The organism is Actinokineospora enzanensis DSM 44649, assembly GCF_000374445.1.
GTDB classification, from domain to species: domain Bacteria; phylum Actinomycetota; class Actinomycetes; order Mycobacteriales; family Pseudonocardiaceae; genus Actinokineospora; species Actinokineospora enzanensis.
In genome coordinates, this window is record NZ_KB894406.1 from 40,084 (window position 1) to 62,663 (window position 22,580).

Below are 22,580 nucleotides of genomic sequence, written 5' to 3' on the forward strand. Positions count from 1 at the left end.
TGGCCCGGCCTGCCCCGCGGGGTCGGCCGGGCCTTGCTCCTGGGTTGTCCACAAGGGGGCGGAATCATCCACAGGGAACGCATTCGCGTTAGTGGCAAGGGGCCCGGGGCGATAATCTGGTCGGGCGTGCGGATCAGGGGATGCGGGCGGTGAGCTCGCCGGCTTCCGAGGTGGCGTTGGCCTGGTGGTAGAGGTGCCGGGCCCGGGACCAGTGGCGCGTCGCGGTGGTCTGGTCGCCGGTCCGGGATTCCAGGTCGCCCAGGTCCTTGTGCAGGTGGGCCAGCTCGTAGTCGTCGGGGACGGCGGAGCGGACGGCGAGGCTGTGCTCCAGGTGGTGGCGGGCGGCGGCCAGGTCGCCCGCGGACAGGTGGGCGCGGCCCAGCTGGTTGAGGGCGGAGGCCTCGCCATGGCGGTCGCCGACATCGCGGCTGAGGTCGAGCGCGGACTGGAAGTGGGCCAGGGCCTGCGGCACGTCGCCCGCGTCCAGATGGGCGCGGCCGGTGTCCAGCAGGGATTCCCATTCCAGCCAGCGGTCGCCGATCGCGCGGCTGACGGTCAGCGCCTCGCCCAGGTGGGAGAGGGCGGTCCGGTGGTCGCCCCGTTGCAGCCAGGCCTCGCCGAGGGTGTCCAGGGTGGCGGCCTCCAGGCGGGCGTTGCCCAGACCGCGGAAGGTGGCCAGGGCGTCGGTGAGCGGCAGCAGGCTCTCGTCGGCGCGGCCCATCCGGACGAACGTGTGGCCGAGGTTGCGCTGGGACAGGGCTCGGCCGAGGTCGTTGCCCGCCTCGGCGCAGCGGGCGACGGCGAGCCGGTGCGCGGCGATGGCCTCGTCGAAGCGGCGGAGCTCGGCGTAGGCGTTGGCGATGTTGTTGTGCACGTGGCCCTCGCCCGCCAGGTCGCCCGCGGCGCGGACGGTGCGCAGCGCGCGTTGGTTGGTCTCCAGGGCTTCCCGCAGGCGACGGGTCATGAAGTACGCGACGCCCAGGGCGCGCAGCATCTCGGCCTCGGCGACCGGGTCGCCGGAGGCGGTGGCGGCGGCCGCGCCCTGGCGGCAGAGCTCCACGCGGTCGTGCCAGTGGCCGGTGGCGTCGTAGAAGCTGGTCAGCAGGTAGGTCAGCTGCCAGGCCGCGGTGAGCCTGCCGATCTCCCGCGCGCAGTGGGCCACCGCGCGCAGGTTGGGGCGTTCGGCGTCGAGGAAGGCCAAGGCGCCGCGCCGGTCGGTGAACGGGACCGACGGGCGCGGGCCGTGCTGCAGGGTCGGGGTCACCAGGTCGCGGTTGGGGTCGATGACCCTGTTCGCCTCGTCCGCGACCACCAGGTACCAGTCGATCAGCCGGGACAGCGCGGGCAGGCGGTCGTCCGGGCCGACGCGTTCGGCGGCGAACTCGCGGACCAGGTCGTGGTAGCGGAAGCGGTCGCGGTCCACCTCGGTCACCAGGTGCGCGGCGGTGAGACCGGCGAGCGCCTCGCGGGCGTGCTCGACGGGCACCTCGCAGAGCGTGGCGCCCAGCGAGGTGCTCACCGTGCTGCCCGGGGCCAGGCCCAGCAGGCGGAACATCCGGGCGCGGCCCGGCTCCAGCGGCTCGTACGCGCTGGCGAAGACCGCGCGCACCGTCCGCGTGTCGCCTTCGACGGCGAGCGTGTCCAGGCGACCGGCGCTCACCAGCTCGGCCGCCGATTCGGCGACCGATCGGCCCGGGGTGGCCACCAACCGCGCGGCGGCGAGGCGCAGGGCCAGCGGCATGCCGCCGCAGAGGCGGCCGAGGCGGGCGGCGGCCCCGGGTTCGCGACTGACCCGGGCCGGGCCGAGTACGCGGCCGAGCAGTTCCAGCGACTCGGTGTGCCCGAGGCTGTCCAGCGCGACGGGATGGACCGCGTGGCGGGTGCCTAGAGCGGCGAGAGACTGTCTGCTCGTGACAACCAACAGTGTCTGTCCCGTCCCGGGAACGAGGGGCAGAACCTGGTCGACGTCACCGGCGTTGTCCACCAGCACCAGACAGCACCGCCCGTGCAGCAACGACCGGTACAGCGCCGCGCGTTCGGTCAGCTCTGCCGGCATCCGTTCGTCCGGGACGTCCAGGGCGCGCAGCAGATGGGCCAGAGCGTCCGCCGCGGACAGTGCGCGGCGGGAGTCGTGGCCGCCCAGGTCGAGGAACAACTGCCCGTCTGGGAAGCGCGTGGCGACCGTGTGCGCCCACTGGACGGCCAGTGCTGTCTTGCCCATGCCCGCCGCCGACGAGATGACCACGACCGGTCGTTCGTCGCTCGGGCCGGACAGCATGTCGTCGAGCGCGGTGAGCTCGGCGGTACGGCCGGTGAAGTGGCCGACCCGGGCAGGCAGCTGCGCCGGGCCGCGGGTGGCCTGACGGGGTTGCAGCGCGGGGTCGCGACGCAGGATCGCGGTGTGCAGCTCGACCACCTCGGGGCCCGGGTCGACGCCGTAGTCGTCGGCGAGGCGGGTACGCAGCTGGCGGTAGACCTCCAGCGCGTCCGTGTGCTGGCCGCACCGGTGCAGCGCCAGCATGCACAGCGCGGCCAGGCGCTCCCGGGTCGGGTGCGCGGCGACCAGGCGGGGCAGCTCGCGGGCGGCCTCGGTGTGCCGGTGCAGGCGCAGCTCGGCGTCCCACAGGTCCTCGACGGCGGCCAGCCTGCGCTCGTGCAGGGTCTCCACCTCGCCGCAGCCCCAGCCCTCCAGGGCCGCGTCGGCGAACGCGTCGCCCCGCCACAGGCCGAGCGCGGACCGCAGCAGCGGCGCCGCGTGGTCGGCCTCGTCCCGGGTCAGGTGCGCGCGGGCGGCGCGGACCTGCTGGTCGAAGCGCAGCGCGTCCACCGTCTCCGGTTCGACGGCCAACAGGTAACCGGGCTCGCGCGTGCGCAGTACGACCGGGAACCCGCACGCGGTGAGCGCCTGTCGGATGCGGGCGACATGGCTGTGCAGGGTCTTCACCGCCGTCCGGGGCGGGTTCTCGCCCCACAGGACATCGATGAGGCGCGAGGCGGGTAACACCGTCCCGGCGTGCAGGGCCAGCACGCCCAGCACCGCGCGTTGGCGGGTGCCGTGCACCAACGCGCGCCCGGCCGGGCCGACGGCCTCGACCGGTCCCAGCACGCGCAGTTCGCCGGGTCGCGTCACACTCCCCAGCTCCTTCCGCACAGCTCGGTAAAGGGAGCGTAACTAGCCCGCTGCGGTGCGCAAACACCCAACCGGCTGAGCGTGCGGCCGTCCGCCCACGGATCGGTTGCGTTCCGCGACAACCATGCCACAACCGGTGGCCTACACGCTGCGGTCAACCCTGTTCCACTCGCGAGGAGAAACCCGAATGTCCCACCGCAGATCACCCGGCACCCGCCGGACACTCGTCGCCGCCACCGTGGCCATGGTGGCCGCCGTCCTGCCCGTGCTGCCCGCCGCGGCCGCCGAGAACCCGGTCGCCCAGCCCGCCCTGCCGCCCAAGACCGGGCCGTGCGGGCCGATGGACGTCACCTTCGTCATCGACGACACCGGCAGCATGGGCGGTGCCATCGCCAACATCAAGACCGGCATCAACGCCATCATCGGCGACGTCGCGAGCCTGTCCGGCGGCGACTTCAAGCTGGGCCTGGTCAGCTTCAAGGACAATGTCCGGGTGATCAACGACCTGGCGGCAGGCAACCAGGCGGCCGTCACCACCGCGGTGAACGGCCTGGTCGCCGCCGGTGGCGGCGCCGGTCCGGAGGCCTCCGACGAGGCGCTCAACACCGTGGTCAACAACCTGCCCGCGGCGGGCCGCCCGCAGACCGGCGACTTCCTGGGCACCTGGCGCTCGAACGCGACCAAGACCGTCGTGCTGGTCACCGACGCGCTGCCCGGCGGCTTCGACGACACGCACACCGCGGTGGACGTGACCAACGCGCACCTGCGCGCGCTGCAGGCGCAGAACAACATCAAGATCAACAGTGTCTACGTGCCCACCGGCGGCGTCTCCGCCCCGGTCGCCACGATCATGCAGGACTACGCCAACACCACCGGCGGCCTCTACACCCAGGCCGCCGCCGACGGCTCCAACACCGCCACGACCATCCAGCAGAGCCTGCGCAACTGCAAGCGCACCGACGTGTTCATCCGCGACCACGCCGCGGACACCGGCGTCGAACCGCACGGCCTGAACCCGATCTGGACCAGTCCGGACATCGCGGTCTGCCCGACCACGACCCCCTGCGCGGGCACCAACCCGGTCGTCGGCGGCACCAGCTACATCCACGTCAAGCTCAATAACCCGGGCCCGAACGGATCCGGCACCGCCACCGGCAACCTGATGCTGTACTACACGGCCCAGGGCGGCGCGGCGATCTGGCCGACGCACTGGACGCACATCAACACCGCGGTCAACGTGACCGTCCCGGCGGGCACGACCAACGTGGTCGTCCCGTGGAACGGCGTGCCCGGCCCCGGCCACTTCTGCCTGCTCGCCCGCTGGGTCTCGGCCACCGACCCGATGACCTTCGCGGAGGGCCCGAACACGCTGAACAACACCCGGAACAACAACAACATCGCCTGGCGCAACGTGGACACCGTGCGCCTGGTGCCGGGCAAGCCGGACACCCGCCCGTTCACCCTGGCCAACCCGAACCCGCGCGCGGTGACCAACCTGGTCTTCACCGCCCCGGAGGCACCGTTCACCGGCAAGCTCGTGGTGGACCTCGGACCGGAGCTGGCGGCCCGCTGGAAGGAGTCCGGCCAGCGCGGCGTCGGCGTCCGGCCGGTCGGCGAGACCCAGGTGCAGATCGTGGACCCGAAGCAGGCACAGATCATGGGCCTGGTGATCGACCCGAAGGAGCGCTTCGAGACGAAGCTGGAGTTCACCGCGACCGACCAGTCCCGGGCCGTGCTGCGGGTGAACCAGACCGACGAGAAGGGCGAGGACCTCGGCGGTGTCGAGTTCCGAGTGACCACAGGATGATCACGGGGTAGGGGGGAGCGTCCCGGTCACCGGCGCGGGTGACCGGGACGCTTCGTGATCCGCGCCCGGATATGCCTGGACAAGGCGACAGAACCGCCGCCTTGTGGTCAAAAACAGGTCAATGACACGCACCTCGTCCGCGATGTTGAAACCGGCGGCCCGGTCTGCGACATTCGTGCCGACACGTCGTCGACGGGAGCCCCGCGGTGACCAGACCGCCGACCGATCCCCCTTTCCGGCCAGTGTTCCGTTTCCCGGACCCGGGATGATCGGGTTCGCAGGCTGCGGCAGGCCGGAGCCGCCGCCGGTACCGCCCGCCGTGCACCGCGCCATCCTGGTCGTGGACGTGGAGAGCTTCGGCGACCACGGCCGCACCAACGCCGACCGCTGGGTGGTGCGGGACGCGCTGTTCCGGCTGGTGGCGGCGGCGCTGGCAGGCGTCGGGATCGACTGGTCGGGCTGTGATCACGAGGGCACCGGGGACGGTGTGATCGTGCTGGTGCCCGCCGAGGTCGCCAAGAGCGCGCTCGTGGAACGGTTGCCGGACGGTCTCGCGACACTGTTGCGGGCGCACAACAAGACCCACGCGCACAGCGAACGGATTCGCCTGCGCATGGCCGTGCACGCGGGCGAGGTCAACTTCGACGCGCACGGGGTCGTCGGCGACGCGGTGAACCACGCCTGCAGGCTCGTCGACTGCGAGGAGCTGCGGCAGTCGCTGAGCGCCTCCTCCGGCGCGCTGGCGCTGATCGCCTCGAACTGGTTCTACACCGAGGTGATCCGACACAGCCCGCGCATCGACCCGGCCGGATACCACCCGGTCCGCGTGCGCGCCAAGGAAACCGACACCACCGGCTGGATCCGCCTGCCGGACCTGGACTCCGGCTCCGCCCCCGTGCCGCACGCGCGCGGCACGGCCCCCGACCCCGACCGTTCACTGTGGACAGCGGCGGCCGAGTCCGTCAAGCGCCTCGGTGCCCGCCGCACCGCCTACCCGCTCGACCTGAGCATAGCCGAACTGCACGCGCAGGGGCTGTACGTGGCCGCCGGGTTCACCAAGCTGACCGGCAAGCAGACCGCCGTCTCGGTGGACCGGCTGGTCGAGGAGATCGAGACCGGCTCGTCCCTGCTGATCCTCGGCGAACCCGGCAGCGGCAAGAGCGTGGCGGCCTACGCGCTGTTGCGCGCGCTGTGGCGGCGGGTGCCCGCGATCGCGGTCCGGGTGTCGGACCTCGCCGCCGCCACCCACCCGTGGCTGTCCCGACCGGACGGTGGCCCGCGCCCCGGACCGCGCCCGGTGCTGGTGGTCGACGGCCTCGACGAGGCGCAGGGCGACCTGGTGTCGGCCACCGAGCTTTCCGACCTGCTGCACCGCTTCCACCGCGACTTCGTGATCGTGGTGACGTGCAGGCGCCGCGACTACGAGGACGACCTGGCGCACACCCTGGAGACCGGCCTGTTCGACGCGATCTACGCGGTGGACGCGTGGACGCCGGAAGACCAGTTCGCCGAGTTCGTCGACCGGCTGGTCGATGTGGGTATGCTGGACTCGCGCGCCTTGGTGGACGTCGTCGCGGCCTCGCCGGACATGGCCGGGCTGGTGGCCCGACCGCTGTACGCGCGCATGCTGACCTTCCTCGGCGCGGGCGGATCCCCGGCGGTCACCAGCGTCCTGTCGTTGTACGCGGAGTACATCGACCGGCTCGCCGCCGTCAGCGACGCCATGCTGACCCGGTTCCGGAACCCGCTCCCCGCCGCCGGGATCTGGGCGGAGGCGGCCTGGACGATCTTCTCCCGGGGCTGGCTGCGTGAGGACCGGTTCGACTTCGACGCCGTCACCGCCGAGGTCGCCGCGCGGATCGGCGGGTCCCCGAGCGGCGTGGCGCGGGCGCTGAGCCAGATCTGCGACCAGCGCCGGTCGGGCGGTCGGGTGTGGGGCACGTTCGTGCACTACTCGTTCTTCGAGTACCTGGTGGGCCATTGCTACGCCAGGGTGTTGCGGCGGACGGCCGCGGGCGGGGACACCACCGAGCTGATGGCCTGCCTCCGGGTGGACCCGACCCCCGAGATCCGCCACTTCGTGGTCGACGACCTCGTCGCGGCCCGCGCCCCGGACCTGGTCGACGTGTTGACCCGGGCCTACGCCGTACTGTCCACAGCGGACCTGTCGACCCGGCGCACGGCGGGCAACCTGGTGGCCTACCTGCTCTCCCGCGCCGCGGCCGAGCCGCGCCGGGCACTGTGGCGGTTGCGCGAGCACGAGACGGACGAGTTCCTGAGCCAGGCGCTCCTGTGGGGGCTGTGCCATCTCGGCGACGACACCGCGCTGACCGAGTTCGTCGAGCGCTCCCGCGCGTCCGCACGATGGCGTGCTCTCAACCGCGGATATCTGATGTACTACTACGGAGACCTCGATCGGCGCGCGCGACCGCCTTACGTCGACGGGGAACCGCTCATGACGTGGAACCGCACGCGGGAGCGGTCGGTGGCGTTGTTGTCGGGGGCGGGTTACTCGGCGATCGCCGCCCAACGGCGTTTCCTGGACCTGTACTCGTTCTACGACTACGCGATCCGGCGCGGTGAGGAGCTCGCCGAACACGATGTCGAGGTGGCCGCGGCCGCGCTCGCGGCACTGTGGAACGGGTCGTCGATCGACGGCGAGCTACTGCTGGAGTTGCAGGCCATGCACGCGGTCGCGACCGGCGGACGGTGACCCGTCCGGTTCGGGCACCGGGTAGAGGCGGTGCGCGTGGTCCGCGGGGACGCCGAGCACGATCAACGCCTCGGACACCCTGGCCAGCTCCCGGACCAGGTGGTCGCCGGTGAGCTCGTCGCCGGACACGTCGGTGATCGGCAGCCCGAGGTCCAGGGCCAGCTCGACCTCCAGTCGGGCGCCGCGGCTGTACTCCCAGCCCGCGGCGAGCGTCACCGCGCCGACGTGGTCGCGGATGACCTGCTCGCACAGCGCGTCGTAGTGCGCCTGCGACAGGCCGTCCAGCTCGAACTCCACGGGGTTGATCACCGGGCGCCCGGGGTGCCGCCGCCGGGTCCGGTCGACCGCTTCGGCGGCGGCGGCCTTGTTCGGCTCCAGAACCTCGTCGCGCCAACGTGTGACGTGCGTGGTGCGCAGGTGCTCGCGGTCGAAGACGCCGAGTCCCAGCATCAGGTCGACCTCGCGCCTGCCCGAGCTGATCGGGCAGGCGAGGTAGATCGCGTCGCGGAGGTCGATCGCCGCGAACGACCGCAATGCCGCCGCCAACGCCTGTCTGTGTTCCATGCGGTCTCTCCTGTCTGCCGCGCCCGGTTCGTGGATTGTCGGACGGTGCCGGGGTGTCCGTCGCGATGAAGGCCCGTTCGTGTGAACTCGATGTCGAATTCCCCGCCGCCGCTTGCTGATAAAGTGTGCGGGCGTGGCGGACGTCGGTGTGGCATCCCGACGCGTTTCCGCGACCGGGGACGGCCGCGGTGTCGGTAGCGCGGGCGGTGTCGGAGTCGGTGCGTGGGTCTGTGTCGACGGCGTGGAGGGCACCGGCAAGACGACCGTGGCGGCCCGGCTGGCCCGCGAGCTGGACGCGGACCAGGCACCCGAGTTCTCCGCCGCGGTCTTCGGTCGGGCGCTGTGTTCGGTGGTGGCGACCACACCGCACCACATCTCGACGAGCCCAGTCGGGCAGTCGCTGGTGTTCCTCGGCGACTTCTTCGAGGTGCACGCGACAGCGGTGGCACCGCGGCTGCGGCAGGGGCGCACGGTCGTCAGCGATCGCGGCTACCTGAGCAAGTACACCTATCAGGAGGTCGTGCTCGCCGCGGAGATCGGGGCCGACGCCGCTCGCGCGTTGCTGGGTCCGGTGTTCGCGTGCCTGCCGCCGCCCGACTTGACGGTTCGACTCGTCGCACCGACACCATGTCTGCGTGAACGCCTGCTGCGGCGCGATGGGCATTGCGACCCGGCGCGGGAGGGGTTCATCGACCGTGCCGTGCGTGCGGCAGACGAGTTCCTGCGGCGGACGCCCGGGATGGCGGTGGCGACCATCGCGGCGGACCGGTCGGTCGACGAGGTGGTGGCCGACGCGGTGGCCGCCGTCCGGGCTATTCGGCATAGCTGAACTCGCGCACGCGTTCGCGCACTGCCGGGCTGAACAGCGCCTGGGAGAGCAGATCCCGATAGCGGCTCCCGGTTTCGGTCGCGCGGACCCGGTCGGGGCCGACCTCGCATAAGCCCTCCTCGGCGAACGAGGCGAACTCGGCGGCGAAGCGGTCGACCGGGTCGTGGCCGAGCAGGGCGCGGAACCTCGGCCGGTCGAGCGCGGCGACGTTGAGCACGGCGGCTTTGTGCGTCCGTTCGTCGGCGGTCATGATGATCCCGTCGGAGACCGGCGAGCGACCGTCCGCCACCAGATCGAGGTACCGGCGCAGTGCCGCGGGGCGGGAGCGGAGGGAATACCCGTTGCGATAGTCCACTCCCCACAGGTAGCTGCGACTCCCGGCGCCGAACCCGAGCAGGTTGCGCATGCCCCAGTGGTTGGCCTTCTGCTGGTAACCGCCGCCCGCGCGGACCCAGCGGACGTGTGTCTCGCGCCGGTACCCCGCTTCGCGTAGCAGCCGGTCGGCCAGGTCGTAGCGCCGATACAGCAGTTCGCCGTCCACTGTGGAATACCCAATGCGGTCGTAGCCGGTGTGCGGTCGGGAGGTGAGCGCGTACGCGCACACCGTCGGCGGCCCGATTGTCACGACCTGTTCCATCGAGGCCCGCCAGCTCGCGTCCGTCTGGCCCGCCAGCCCGTAGATCAGGTCGACGCAGACGTTGTCGAAGCCCGCGGCCAGCGCGTCCGTGAGCAGTCCCAGGCCCGCCGTCGGGGCTCGCCGCCTGCCCAGGCCGCGGACCTCGGCGTCGACCATCGACTGGTAGCCCAGGTTGATCCGGTTGATGCCCGCGGCACGGATCCGGTGCAGCCGCTCGGCGTCGACCGTGGCCGGGTCGACCTCCAGCGCGACCTCGCCCGGCGTCCGGCCGGGGTCCCGGGCGAACAGCCCGAGCAGTTCGGTGACCAGGCGGGCCAGGGAGCTCGGCGGGAGCAGGGACGGTGTGCCGCCGCCCAGGTAGAGCGTCGTGATCGTCTTCGGTTCGGTCAGTTCGGCGTAGCACGCGGCCTCGGTGAGCACCGCGGTGACGTAGCCGTCGAGGTCGTGCGTGGTCCCGCCGACCGCGTACAGATTGCAGAAGCGGCAGATCTGTCGGCAGAACGGGACGTGCACATAGAGGTTGAGATCGTCGAACCGGGCCAGGGAATCACTTACCAGCTCGGTGAACCGCGCGTTCGTGGGTTCATCGAACGGCCGGTAGGCCTGGCGCGGGGGATACATGTAGACGTAGTCGGCGTGTGCCTGCGCGGTGATGAGGTCACGCAGCCGCGTGTCCTCGGCGAGTATCCGCATGCGACACCTCATATCGTTAGTGCGTCGTTGCCGCTATGATTATCCGGCCGGTGTTCAGCTCCTCGATGAGCTTGCGCACGTTGGGGGACAGCGCGTCCGGCATGTCGAGGAGCTGGTCGATGCCCAGGAAGTCGCACCTGTCATGCACGTCGGCCTCGACCGGGCGCGGTCGGCCGTGCGGGATCGAGGCCAGGAACCAGGTGTAGACCATGCACCGGCCGTTCTGCTGGAACTCCGTGCTGCCCAGTTCGCGTTCGATGTGCACCTCCACGCCGGTCTCCTCCAGCAGTTCCCTTCGGGCAGCCGCGTCGGCTTCCTCGTCCCGTTCGAGCTTTCCGCCGGGAATCTCCCATTGGGTGAGGCTCGCGGTTCTGCGGTGCAGCATCAGCAGACGCCCCTGGGGATCCGGGATCACACAGCCTGCGAGCCGGAGAGGTTGCATGGCAAAACGTCCCATCATTCACAGTTGGAGGTGTACTGTGTTGCCGCCAAGGCAAGTCGTACCGCTAACTTCGGCGCCCCCGGAGGCAATCACTCGGTCTTGTCCGTGAACTGTCGTGTATTTGTCAGTCATCCGGCGAACCGGTCGCGGGAATTCGCCCAAAAGTGTTGCCACCATGGGGAATCAGCCAGGTGTGTCGAGAATCGCGCGGACGGCGGTGACCAGCTCGGGGTGGAACTGGGCGATGCCCCGGCGCGCGGCGGTGACGGTCGGCGCCTCGATCAGGGCCGAGTTGTCCATGACCACGTCGAACACCGTGCGGTCCCGCCGGATATCCAGTCCGAGCAGGGGAAGCAGCCGTTCGGCGGTGGTCGTGTCCTTGGTGTCGAGAAGCGCGCCGCACTCGCGCTGGGTGAGGAACGGTCCGCACGGCTCCTGCGACACCCGCGCCTTCCGCGCCCGCGATGGTCGGTCCGACTCGATGAAGACCCGCACACAACCGCCTTCGGACAACCAGGGCGCGGCCCAGGAGTCGAATACCGTGCGGTCGCGGGTGCGTAACTCGTTGCGCAGCCGATCGTTGAGATCGCGGTCGACCGGCCGCGCGTCCCGCATCCGCTCCACTGTGGACAACCCGGTCGCCCACAGTGTATTGCGTCCCCCGGCGGAGACCCCGAGCGCGGACAGCAGCAGCGAGCTCGCCGAGACGTAGTCGTAGTCCAGCTCACGGGCCAGCAGCAGTGCGTGGGTGGTCTTGCCCGCCGCGGTGAGACCGGAGATGGTGACGTTCATGCGCGGCTCCAGCAGTCGGGAGCGAGTCCACCCCTGAGGATGAACCCCGATTGCCGGTGGCACTCCGCACTCAGACGGGAACGGCCAGTAATGTCTCCTCGGTGCGGCCGCGCAGGGTCACCGCGTCCGTCGTGCGCCACCGCCGGGCCTCCGCCGGGTCGGCCGCGTCGAGCGCGCGGGCCGAGGCGACGAGCAGGCCTGGCCTGGACTTCGCCAGCTCGGTGAGGCGGGCGGCCTCGTTGACCGGGTCGCCGATCACGGTGTACTCGAAGCGGCGCTCGTCGCCGATGTTGCCTGCGAAGGCGGGGCCCGCGGCGACGCCGATGCCCGCCGGGCAGTCGGGCAGCTCGGTGGGCAGGCGGGCGGCCAGGGCGCGGGCGGCGGCGAGTGCGCGGCCCGCGTGGTCGGGCAGGGTCAGCGGGGCGCCGAAGACGGCCAAGACGGCGTCGCCGATGAACTTGTTGACCAGGCCGCCGTGCGCGTCCACCTCGTCGACCACGATGGTGAAGAACCGGTTGAGCAGGTCGACCACCTCGGTCGGCGGGCGGGTGGCGGCGATCCCGGTGGAGCCGACCAGGTCGACGAACACCACGGCCACCTCGCGCACGGCGCCGCCGAGCTGGTCGACGGCGGCGGCCGCGACCTCGTGGCCGACGTGCCTGCCGAACAGGTCCCGGAGGCGGTCGCGGTCGGCCAGGCCCGCGGCCATCCGGTTGAAGCCCGCCTGCAGCAGGCCAAGGTCGGTGCCGTCGTAGACCGGGATCCGGGTGTCCAGTCCGCCCTGTTCGACGCGGGTCATCCCATCGCGGACCGAGCGGATCGGCGCGACCGTGGCGCGCGCCGTGAACACCGTGACCAGCAGACCGACCACGAGCGCGACCGCGGCCAGCACGATCACCGTGACGGCCAGGCGCTCGGTCGGCACGGTGCCGCGCGCGAGCGCGAACACCGCCACCACCGGCACGCCCGCGACCGGGACGCCGGTACCCAGGCACCAGAACACCAGCATCCGCACCAGCACCCCCGGCCCGCGTCGCGGCGGGGGAGCGGCGGAGAGGACACGCGCGGACACCGGGCGCAGCGCGAACTCGCTGAGCAGGTACGCGTTGGCGCACACGACAATCCCGGCGAAACCGGCGGTGAACGCGACCGTGAACACCAACGTCGGCTGCGACAGTCCAACCGCGACGGTGAACACCACCGTGGCCAGGCCCCACAGGAACGCCTGCATCAACGTCAACCGCAACGGGATCCGCAGCGTCGCCCGCCGGTCCTCGGCCGTCGGCTCCCGGTCGTCGACCGCCCACCGCAGCACGCGCAACACCCGGTCGGTGCCCCAGACACCGCCGCCCACCACCGCGGCGAGAACGTAACACGGCACACCGACACCGATGACCAGCCAGGTGCCGCCGACCGGGCCGGGCCCGGGGATGACGAACAACGCCAACGCCACCACGACCACCGCGCCGACCAGGTTGGCCAGCACGAGGCTCACCGTGAGCAGCACCTGCACCCGCAGGCGCAGCGCGAGACCGTGTTGGTCGAGCGGGCCCAACAGCCGCGAGCCGAACGGCCCGGGACCACCGCGCGGACGAGGCGCCATCACCGGCGCCATGGTACGGGCTGTCAGACCTCGGGGAATTCCCAGCGGTCGAGGTAATCCGACAGGGTCAGCCCGAACAGCACGACGTCGTGATGGCGGCCGCCGAAGAACTCGTGGTCGCGCAGCACACCCTCCTCCCGGAACCCGAGCGCGCGGTGCAGGGCGATCGACGACTCGTTGAAGCCGTAGACCTTGACCTCGCACTTGTGAAAGCGCTCCTCGCCGAACATGTAGGTCAGCAGGATCCCGATCGCCTCGGCCGCGTAGCCGTGCCTGCGGTGCGCGCGCCCGACGCCGATGCCGTACTGGAAGCGGCCCGACCGCCGGTCGACCGAGTGTGTGTTCAGGCCGCCCACGACCTGGCCGTCGGCGACGGAGACGATGGACAGGTGCATGTTCTCCGGCGTCGTCCGCACCGACCGCTCGACGGTGACCCGGCGGTACCCCTCGCTCGACAGCGGCGGGTGCACGCGGTCGCCCGCCCGCATGTCGTCCGAATGTTCATCGAATGACCGAAAAGTCTGCCAGTCCTCCGGCTCCACGCCGCGCAGCCATACCTTGGTCCCAGTCCACAGTGAGCTCACGCGCACGGTCTACACGTTCCTCCCGACAGCCGCGACCGCTTTAGCGGGAAGCGAACGCGACGGGGTGGTTGTCCACAGGAGTGCGGAGTTGTCCACAGTTGCCAGTTGTGTGATCTTGACAGGGCGCGGGATTCGGCAGTCTCGCCGTGCGGTTGGTGATCTGTGCGGGCAGGTTTCGTACAGGCGCGTGGTCGGGTGGTTCAGCGGCGGGGCTGGGCCGGGACGCGACGGATGTGCTCGCGGGTGGTGGGAACGCTGCCCGGTGCGGGTTCGATCGTGTGTGTGGGCGCGGGCAACGTGAACACGACGGTGGTGCCGCCGGTGGGGGCGGGTTCGACCCAGATCGTCCCGCCGTGGCGTTCCACGATGCGGCGGCACGTGCTCAGGCCGATCCCGGTTCCCTTGTACTCGCCCGCGGTCGGCTCCCGGTGGAACAGCGCGAAGACCTGCTCGCGGCCCTCCGGGGAGATGCCGATCCCGTTGTCGGTGATGCGGATCGTCACCCAGTCCGCGTCCTCCTCCCCGTAGACGCGCACGCACGGCTCGACCTCGGGCGCCACGTACTTGACCGCGTTGCCCAGGAGGTTGGCCATCACCTGGCGCAGCAGGGTGGGGTGCGCGTCGACCAGGGGGAGCGGGCCGTGGGTGATCTCCACCCGGGTGCCCGCCGCGTCGATTTCCGTTGTCAGGTCGTCGATGAGGGTGTTCAGGTCGACCGGGCGCCTGCGCAGTGGTTCGTGGCTGGCGTGCGCGTAGTGCAGGAGGTCCTCGATCATCGAGTTCATCCGGGTGGCCGCGCGGGTGATCGCGGAGAGCGGACGCTCCTGTTCGCGCGTGTGCGCCAGTTCCGTCAGCACCTCGGCGTAGCCTGAGATGGCGGCGAGCGGGCTCTTCAGGTCATGCGCGACGATCGCGGTGAAGCGGTCGAGCTCGTCGTTGGCCGCGGCGAGTTCGGCGTTGGCGCGGGCCAGCCGCTGGCGGGCGGCCTCGCGCTCGGTGACGTCGCGCAGGAAGGCGTGGAAGCGGCGTTCGCCCTGCCAGGTGAACTCGGCCAGGCTGAGCTCCACCAGCAGCTCCGAGCCGTCCCGGCGACGGGCCGGGACCTGCACTAGGTCCGCGGACAGCCGGGCCTCGCCGGTGGTGGCGCGCCGGACCAGGCCGCGGGCGTGCGCGTCGGCCAGGTGCGTGGGGATGATCAGCTCGGTGAGCGGCCTGCCGGTCACCTCGGCCGGGGTCCAGCCGAACATCCGCTGCGCGGCCGGGTTCCAGGCGGTGATCACGCCGGTGGCGTCGGTGGCCACGAACGCGTCCGGGGCGGTGTCCAGGATGGTCGACAGCACCTGCTCGCGGTCGGCCAGCGCCTGCTGGTGCGCGCGTTCCACGGTCACGTCGGTCATCGTCACGACCGCGCCCAGCCGGGTGCCGTCGGCGGCGCGCAGGGCGCGGCCGTTGCACAGCACGTGCACCGCCGGGCGGCCGTGCGGGGCGATGACCATCTCCACGTCGTCCACCCGGCCCTCGCGCAGCGCGCGCAGCAGCGGCACGTCCTCGGGGGCGAGCAGGGTGACGCCGTCCGGCGCGTACAGGCTGTAGCGGTCGGACCACTCGGCCGGGTCCAGGTTCGCGTCCGGGTCCAGGCCATGCCATTCCCGGGCGGCCCGGTTGAACAGCGTCAGGTGGCCTGCCGAGTCGCAGGCGACGATGGCGACCTCGATGGTCTCGTGCACCGCGTCGGTCAGCTCTTGGCGCACCTCCAGCTCGCGCGAGTAGTCCTCGGCGAGGGCGCGCTGGGCGTCGGCCTCGGCGGCCAGCGCCCGGTTCGAGCGGGCCTGGCGCCGCCGCTCGAACAGCGCGACCACCACGTTGGCCAGGTCCTCCAGCGCGGACAGGCGGTCGGTCGCCAGCTCCTTGGGCTTGTCGTCGAACACGCACAGCGTGCCGAGCACGTGGCCGTTCGGGGTGATCAGCGGGACGGACGCGTAGAAGCGCACGGCCGCGTAGTGGCCGGTGACCCAGGGGTTGGCGGCGAACCGCCCGTCCACCCTGGCGTCGGCGGTGATCGCGGTGTGCCCGCCCAGCACCACCGTCTGGCACATCGACTCCTCGCGCGGCGAGTCGCCGCCCTCGAAGCCGATGGTGGTGAGCTGGCACTGGCGGTTCTCGTCGAGCAGGTTCAGCGACGCGGTGGGCACGTTCGCCACCATGGCCGCGGCGCGCACGACCGCCGTCAGCTCGTCGTCGGCGGGTGCGTCCAGCACGCCGTACTCGTGCAGCTCCGCCAGCCGGGCAGACTCGCTCACACCCACCCCTCCCTCGCGAGTACTTGTGGTCGGGCAGGGGGAGCCCACCACGTCCGGTTTATTCGGCGCGGCCCGGTGCCGACGCAGGAGATTCACCCGATCGGCACAAAAGAGCGCTACCGTTCGCTCGGTTCGAGCCGGGCTGCCACGGCCGCGCACGCGTCCGCCACCAGCGCGTACTCGTCCCGGACGGCCACCAGCTCGGCCGTCTCCGGCAACCGGCCTGCACCCGCGTTGTCCTCGACCACGGTCAGCCGGGCGGCCAGCGCGTGTGCGCCGATGTTGCCCGCCGCGCCGCGCAGCGCGTGCGCCTCGGTCGCCACGAGCGCGGTGTCGGCCGCGTCCGAGGCATCGGTGAGGCGGTCGAGCGCCTGCGGCGTGCGCGTGGTGAACGACCTCAGCAACCGGGTCAGCAGCGCGCGCTCCGCCTCGGGCGGGTTCGGACCGCTGATGTCGTGCAGCCGGTCCAGGATCCCCGTCGCGCGGTCGCCGGTCTGTTCGGCGGGGGCTTCGGGCGCGGGGCCCCTGGTGAACGGGGCGAGCGCGGCCGCGAGATCCGCCGGGCGGACAGGTTTGGCCAGGTAGTCGTCCATCCCGGCGGCGTGGCAGGCGGCCCGGTGCTCGACCAGCACGCTCGCCGTCATGGCGATGATGTGCGGTTGCCGCTCCACCGGCAGCTGCGCGCGGATCGCCCGCGTGGCCGCCAGGCCGTCCATCACCGGCATCTGGACATCCATCAGCACGATGTCGTACGGCGCGCGCCGCAGCGCGTTCACCGCCTCCCGGCCGTCGGCCACGATGTCCACCCGGTGGCCGAGCTTGGCCAGCATCAGCTGGGCGACCCGCTGGTTGACCTGGTTGTCCTCGGCCAACAGGATCCGCGGCGCGCCCGCCCCGGTCCGGGCCGAGACCGTGGGCACGAACTCCGGCTCCGGCTCGGCGGCCGCCTCGACGCCCACCGCCGCGGTCAGCGTGAAGGTGGAGCCAAGGCCCTCCCGGCTGGCCGCGGTCAGCGTGCCGCCCATGGCCTCCGCCAGCCGCCTGCTGATCGCCAGGCCCAGGCCGGTGCCGCCGAAGGCGCGCGTGTTGGACGTGTCGGCCTGGTGGAACGAACGGAACAGGTGGTCCACCTTGTCGGCCGGGATGCCGATGCCGGTGTCCTTGACCGCCACCCGCAGGAACGCCCGGTCACCGACCACGTCCGCGCCGACGCGGACCTCGACACGGCCGCGGAAGGTGAACTTGACGGCGTTGCCGAGCAGGTTGGCCAGCACCTGCCGCAACCGGGTCGCGTCGCCGCGCAGCACCGGCGGGCAGTCCGGCGCGATCTCGCCGGTCAGCACCAGGCCCTTGGCCGCGGCGGACGTGGTGGCCAGCGCCAGCGCGCTGTCGAGGAACTCGCGCACGGAGAACGGCGCGTGCTCCAGCTCCAGCTCGCCGGACTCGATCCGGGAGTAGTCCAGGATGTCGTTGATGATCACCAGCAGCGCCTCGCCGCTGTCCCGCACGGTGCCGACATAGTCGCGCTGCTCGGTGCTCAGGTCGGTGTCCAGCAGCAGGCCGGTCATGCCGATCACGGCGTTCATCGGGGTGCGGATCTCGTGGCTCATGGTGGCCAGGAAGGTCGTCTGCGCCGCGGTCGCCGCGATCAGCGCCTCGGTCGAGGCGTTCACCGCCTCCGCCATCCTGGCCAGCTCGGCCGGGCCGCGCACCGGCGCCCGGGTGGCCAGCTCGCCCGCGCTGATCCGGGTGGCCGCCGTGGTCACCGCGCGGATCGGCCGGGTGACCCGGCGGGTGATCCACCACGCGCCGCCCGCCGCCAGCACCGCCGCGGCCAGCGCGCCCCACGCGATGAACGACCGGGTGCGGTCGGCCGCGCCCAGGGTCGCCCGCTGGTGCTCGGCCAGCAGCCGCGCCTCCTCGTGCTGCATCGCGTTGAGCAGGCCCTCGATCTCGGCCATGTAGCTCGCGCCGACATCGGTCGCCACGACCAGCTCGGCCGCGGCGAAACCGGTCTGCCTGCGCAGGTCCACGGTCTCGGCGAGCTCGTCCAGCTTCTGGTGGACCGGCTCGCGCAGGCGGGTCAAAATGCGTTGCTGCGCCGGGTCGTCGAAGGTAGTTTCGGTGAGGGTGGTCAGGGTGCGCGGGATGGTGGTGAGCGCGCGCTCGTACGGCGCGAGGTAGTGCTCGTCGCCGGTGATCACGAATCCGCGCTGCCCGCGTTCGGCGTCCTGCAGCTGCGACCACAGGTCCCCGATCGACTCCAGCACGTGGTGGCTGCGGTCCACCGGCGCGTACTCGTCCAGGAGTGTCCCGATCCGCACGTACGCGGCGGCACCGATGGCCACCAGTGCGCCGATCGCCAGCACGTACCCGGCCGCGAGCAGCCTGCCGACAGTCCACAGTGGGACTCGGCGCGGGGTTCGGACTGGGCTGCTCACCGTCACGGTATCGGCACCACACACGCCTGGGTGAGTGGCGTCCGCGTTGCGGTCCGGTGGCCGGTGCCGCCGGCACGCCTCGGTTGCCGGGGCGGGCGGGGATGAGGGGCTGGGTGGCGGGACGAATCCACACTAGGATCCTGCGCGTGGACCGGTGCGAGGAATGCGGCTACGAGTACGACCCCGTGTGGACACCCGGGGCGGCCCGATCGATCGCGGAGGTGGCGGCCTCGGTCGCCGCGATCCTGCGCGGTGACGCGGACCTGCGGACGCGGCCCGCCGCCGAGGTGTGGTCCCCGCTGGAATACGGCTGCCACCTCCGGGACGTGCTGCTCGTCCAGCGTGAACGCCTGCTGGCCGCGCGCCGGGGTGAGCAGAGCGACATCGTCCCGATGGGACGCGACGAGCGAGTGGACCACGACGGGTACGGGGAGCAGGAACCGGAGGACGTCGCGCGCCAGCTGACGGACGCGGCGGCGTTGCTGGCCCGAGTGATCGACCGCCTGGAACCGGAAGACCTCGAACGAGTAGTGCGGTATCCCTACCCGGCGCCGGTAGAGCGAACGGTGGAGTGGGTCGTGCTGCACACACTGCACGAGGGCCGCCACCACGAACTCGACATCAAGCGTCAGCTGACCTAGAAGACACCCGCGCCACCTCGTCGAGAATCGCGACCGAGACCTCCGGATCGTCCATGAACGCAGGCGCGACCACATCCAGGTGACCGCATCGTAGGGCGGCCATCAGCAACTCATGTCGGTGGTCGGCGGACGCTGTGCGCGCGAGGTCGACCAGTGCTGCGGCGCGATCGTAGCTGTCGTCGATGCGGTCGACCAGGTTCATCGCGTCGTCGTACCAGCCCACGTCCCGAGCGCCCTGCGCGACTACGGCAATAACGCGGCCTCGGCCCGCTGAGCCTGCGGCCAAGTGGGCGGCGGTCACGCCTAGATGCAGGAAGTGTCTCGCGCGCCGGTCATCGCCTGCCCGCGCAGCCGCGCGCATCAGGGCCACCGTGGCACGCCCCCGGGTGAACGGGTCATCGATCTGCGCGGCGGTGGCCTCACCCTCGCTGAACAGTCCTGCTGTGGCTTCCAAGCGGACCTTGCCGTAGCGGACATCATCGACTTCAACCGGGCTCAGTGTCTTCGCCATCAAGTCATCTGTCTCGGCGAGGAGCGCCGAGAAGTCTTCGACACCCGCTCGCTTGCGGAGATCACCAAGGTGGGCGAGGGTATCCATCCGGGTGGCGGTGGAGACGATCTGGCGGCTGGCCAGCAGCGCCTCGACTGGGTCGAGTCGGTTCGCCGCGACGACCAAGTCCACGACATGGCGATCACTTGGCAAACCAGGGGTCCGATCGTAGAGGTTGCGAGCCTCGGCCAGCAGGCGCAGGGCGAACTGGCGATCGGCACATGACTCGGCAAGGACACCGATGGTGGCGGTCCGCAGGATGAATCCGCTCAGCACTCCCACCTGTTCGAGGAGGCGCACCATCCAACCAGGCCCGCCGACGGCGAGTATCGCTTTGATCAAGGTGGGCAGCCATGCGTTCGACCTCTGTGACAGCAGCTCCGCAGGTAGCGCGTCGGCCCCGGGAAACGTGCGAACCGTCGCGCACACCAGCGAGTACAGTTCGTTCGGCCTCGACTGGCCGGTTACGGTTGGCGGCTTTGCGAGGCCCGCTACTACTGTCGCCAGGAACCCGGCCGGGCCGGCGGGATGCGCGACAGCGGTGATCGCCTGTTCGAGTTCCTCGACCAGGGCAGCCGCTTGGTCGGCGGCCACATTGCGACAGGCCACCTCGACTACCGCGATGATCGCGGACAAGCGACGCGCATGGTCGAGCCCCGTGTCGACCAACGTCCAAGCCTCGTCCACCGACTTTACCTCGGCGACCAGTCTGACCAGGTCGACACTCCACGGTGGGTGTGCGCACAGGGCAGTGACCACCGGGCGCATCCAGTTGCGTAGCTCGGGCGCGGCGGTCAGGACCGCACTCAACTCGGCCGCCACATCCACGGCCAAGGGGTCGGATGAGATCGAACTGTCGAGGAACTTCGCGAGCTCCTCGGCTAGGTCTCGCGCCTGATCGGTCAGACCGATTGCACACAGGATGCCGGTCGCGGAGATGAGAATCTTTACGTGCGTCGCCGACGACCGCTCGTCATCCTGGTCGCCTACGACACGCAGGATGATCGTGTGCGCAAGACGGCGCTCATCGCGCGCCGCATGGATCCGGGCAATGGCGACCAGCGCTTCGGCACGAAGGCTGCTCGAAGTGATCTGTTCGCACATTGCCTCGGCTCGGGCCGGATCCGTACTGGTGGTTGCCAACGCCAGTCCTGCACGTCGACCTTCACCCGATAGAGGCAACCGGGACAGTAGTCCCTCCACATACTGTGCCTGGCCGGTGCGCATGGCGTGTTCGATCAGCTCTAGCACTACCGGTAGCCGCAAGTTGTCGTGCTGGATACTTCGGCAGACCCACATCGCACGCGGCAACGTGTCACATCGCCGGATCACCCCCGTCACGTGAGATAGCAGCCGTGCCTGGTCGTAAGGGCCGAGCGAACGTGCGCATATCGAGACCACCTCATTGACCGCGTCAAGCTCGGGCGCCACGGTGATCATGCTTGCCAAAGCCTCGGCCCGAAGCAGCGGCGTGTCGAAACCTGCCAACAGGTTGTCCGCGTGGTCTCGCCTGCCCACAGCCAGCCACAGACCGGCGAGTTCTGGCGGGATCTGGTCGCGGCGTTCGAGCAGGAGACCAGTGTGCAGCGCGAGCCTGGCCATCCGGGGCAGGTCGTTGACAAGAGCCTTGGCCAGGTTGATATCGGCCAGCGCGGCCGCACTGACGGCGATGCGGTGCAGCCATTCGTGGCGGAACTGATCGGTGGCCAGGCATACAAGGCGGTCCACGTCGTTCGTCTCCATCAACAGACGCGGGTAGCCCTCGGCCAGATAGTCCGGGGTGCTATCTGGCCATTCCGCCTCGCGGTACCGGTCGGCCCAGGTTTGCAAGCAGTGGAAGTACCCGGTCAGGGCGGCAGCGCCGATGAAGTCTTCGGCGCTGGCTTGGAGTGCTTCGTGTCCGAGGATGTAGGCCTTGTTGCCGCGCACCGAGCGTGGCATGAAGGTGCGACCCGCGACGCTGTCCAGGAGCTTTGTCGTGGTGCGGTGAGACCAGCCCGTCAACTCGACCAGGTCCGACACGGTAAGGCCGCTTCGAGCAGCGGTCAGCAGACCCAGCAGTTCCCGTTCCTGATCGGTTCCGCAGAGCAAGCGGTCCAGTTCGCGCTCCATGTCGCGGCGCACCACCTGGGCGCGTCGGGAAGGGAGCAGGTCATGGATGTCGCGACGTCTGCGCAGTGGGTGAAGGTCTGGGACATCGCCGGGAGTGGTCGGGTTGGGGCGGGTCGACACGATAACCCGCAGGTCCCCGGGTGGGGTGCTCGGCAGCAGAGCGGCGATGCTGTGTGCGCCGGGGTCGGTGGTGACCCCACGATCCTCGTCGAGGCCATCGACCACGAGTACCGCGCGATCACCCATTTCGGTGCACTTCTCGACGGCATCCGAGAGCATGCCCAGGAAATGTGCTTCCTGGGTGTACGGAGACAACGACTGCGGCAGTGGGCGCTCCAGGAAGTCGGCGAGTTGTTCGAGCAGGACGTGCAGGAAGCCGTCACGGTTGTCATGTCCGGCGAAGCGCCCGACGAAGAACGAGAATATTCGGGTGTGCGCGGGCGGACTCAGCACGAACGCTGCTAGCAGTGCCGTTTTGCCTGCCCAGGCAGGCGCTCTCCAGACCAGGTAAGGGCATGCCACCGGCTCCTGGCAGTGCGCTCGGAGCAGCCTGAGTTCGTTGTCGCGGTCCTGGAGCGGTTCTCGCGCCGCGATTTCGTCCACCCGCTCGGCATAGCGTGAGCGGGCGTTTCCTGGTGCGCCCACGTTGATGCCGCCGTGGACGCTGTCGGCCCGGATAGCGGTGGCGTGGACCGCGCCGACGATGGATTGACCATGGGTGCCCTGCTCTACCATCGCCTTC

Annotated in this window: 14 protein-coding genes; 4 read left to right on the forward strand and 10 right to left on the reverse strand. The window is 70.8% G+C overall.

The genetic code is table 11. The features are described from left to right. Nucleotides 1–133: 133 nt before the first annotated feature. The gene (locus C503_RS0107110) at nucleotides 134–3,130 is read right to left on the reverse strand and encodes an AfsR/SARP family transcriptional regulator (RefSeq protein WP_018681494.1); all 2,997 of its coding nucleotides are present in this window, start codon (nucleotides 3,128–3,130) and stop codon (nucleotides 134–136) included. A 187-nt stretch (nucleotides 3,131–3,317) separates the two neighbouring features. Between C503_RS0107110 and C503_RS0107115 the strand changes: the two genes are divergently transcribed. Next, nucleotides 3,318–4,937: a vWA domain-containing protein gene (locus C503_RS0107115; RefSeq protein WP_026316042.1), complete on the forward strand. Its 1,620-nt coding sequence runs from the start codon at nucleotides 3,318–3,320 to the stop codon at nucleotides 4,935–4,937. 265 nt (nucleotides 4,938–5,202) lie between these two features. Continuing rightward, nucleotides 5,203–7,650: a hypothetical protein gene (locus C503_RS43080; protein ID WP_018681495.1), complete on the forward strand. Its 2,448-nt coding sequence runs from the start codon at nucleotides 5,203–5,205 to the stop codon at nucleotides 7,648–7,650. Here the strand turns inward: C503_RS43080 and C503_RS0107125 are convergent. Further along, nucleotides 7,600–8,214, reverse strand: a complete 615-nt coding sequence (locus C503_RS0107125; protein WP_018681496.1) for a DUF4406 domain-containing protein — start codon at nucleotides 8,212–8,214, stop codon at nucleotides 7,600–7,602. The genes C503_RS43080 and C503_RS0107125 overlap by 51 nt on opposite strands. A 133-nt stretch (nucleotides 8,215–8,347) precedes the next feature. On the opposite strand from C503_RS0107125, the gene C503_RS0107130 reads away from it, so the two are divergent. Then, a complete protein-coding gene (locus C503_RS0107130; RefSeq protein ID WP_018681497.1) occupies nucleotides 8,348–9,043 on the forward strand; it encodes a nucleoside/nucleotide kinase family protein in 696 nt (231 codons plus the stop codon). Here the strand turns inward: C503_RS0107130 and C503_RS0107135 are convergent. From C503_RS0107135 to C503_RS38400, 7 genes are all read right to left on the reverse strand, one after another. Next, a complete protein-coding gene (locus tag C503_RS0107135; protein ID WP_018681498.1) occupies nucleotides 9,027–10,373 on the reverse strand; it encodes a coproporphyrinogen-III oxidase family protein in 1,347 nt (448 codons plus the stop codon). The genes C503_RS0107130 and C503_RS0107135 overlap by 17 nt on opposite strands. 16 nt (nucleotides 10,374–10,389) lie before the next feature. Continuing rightward, nucleotides 10,390–10,833: an NUDIX hydrolase gene (locus C503_RS0107140; RefSeq protein WP_342663370.1), complete on the reverse strand. Its 444-nt coding sequence runs from the start codon at nucleotides 10,831–10,833 to the stop codon at nucleotides 10,390–10,392. A 165-nt stretch (nucleotides 10,834–10,998) separates the two neighbouring features. Continuing rightward, complete coding sequence (locus C503_RS38385; RefSeq protein ID WP_018681500.1) at nucleotides 10,999–11,607, reverse strand: cytidylate kinase family protein; 609 nt, start codon at nucleotides 11,605–11,607, stop codon at nucleotides 10,999–11,001. A 70-nt stretch (nucleotides 11,608–11,677) separates the two neighbouring features. Then, nucleotides 11,678–13,222, reverse strand: a complete 1,545-nt coding sequence (locus C503_RS0107150; RefSeq protein WP_018681501.1) for an adenylate/guanylate cyclase domain-containing protein — start codon at nucleotides 13,220–13,222, stop codon at nucleotides 11,678–11,680. Between the two features lie 11 nt (nucleotides 13,223–13,233). Then, nucleotides 13,234–13,794 (reverse strand): GNAT family N-acetyltransferase, encoded by a 561-nt coding sequence (locus C503_RS0107155; protein WP_026316044.1) that lies wholly within the window; start codon nucleotides 13,792–13,794, stop codon nucleotides 13,234–13,236. A 200-nt stretch (nucleotides 13,795–13,994) separates the two neighbouring features. Continuing rightward, the gene (locus tag C503_RS43085) at nucleotides 13,995–16,094 is read right to left on the reverse strand and encodes a GAF domain-containing sensor histidine kinase (protein ID WP_018681503.1); all 2,100 of its coding nucleotides are present in this window, start codon (nucleotides 16,092–16,094) and stop codon (nucleotides 13,995–13,997) included. A gap of 116 nt (nucleotides 16,095–16,210) precedes the next feature. Then, nucleotides 16,211–18,535: a CHASE3 domain-containing protein gene (locus tag C503_RS38400; RefSeq protein ID WP_169514508.1), complete on the reverse strand. Its 2,325-nt coding sequence runs from the start codon at nucleotides 18,533–18,535 to the stop codon at nucleotides 16,211–16,213. Between the two features lie 146 nt (nucleotides 18,536–18,681). On the opposite strand from C503_RS38400, the gene C503_RS0107170 reads away from it, so the two are divergent. Further along, entirely contained in the window at nucleotides 18,682–19,176 is a 495-nt protein-coding gene (locus C503_RS0107170) for a DinB family protein (protein ID WP_018681505.1), read from the forward strand. Here C503_RS0107170 and C503_RS43090 read toward each other — a convergent pair. Continuing rightward, complete coding sequence (locus C503_RS43090; RefSeq protein WP_156893045.1) at nucleotides 19,157–22,573, reverse strand: P-loop NTPase family protein; 3,417 nt, start codon at nucleotides 22,571–22,573, stop codon at nucleotides 19,157–19,159. The genes C503_RS0107170 and C503_RS43090 overlap by 20 nt on opposite strands. Between the last annotated feature and the right edge of the window lie 7 nt (nucleotides 22,574–22,580).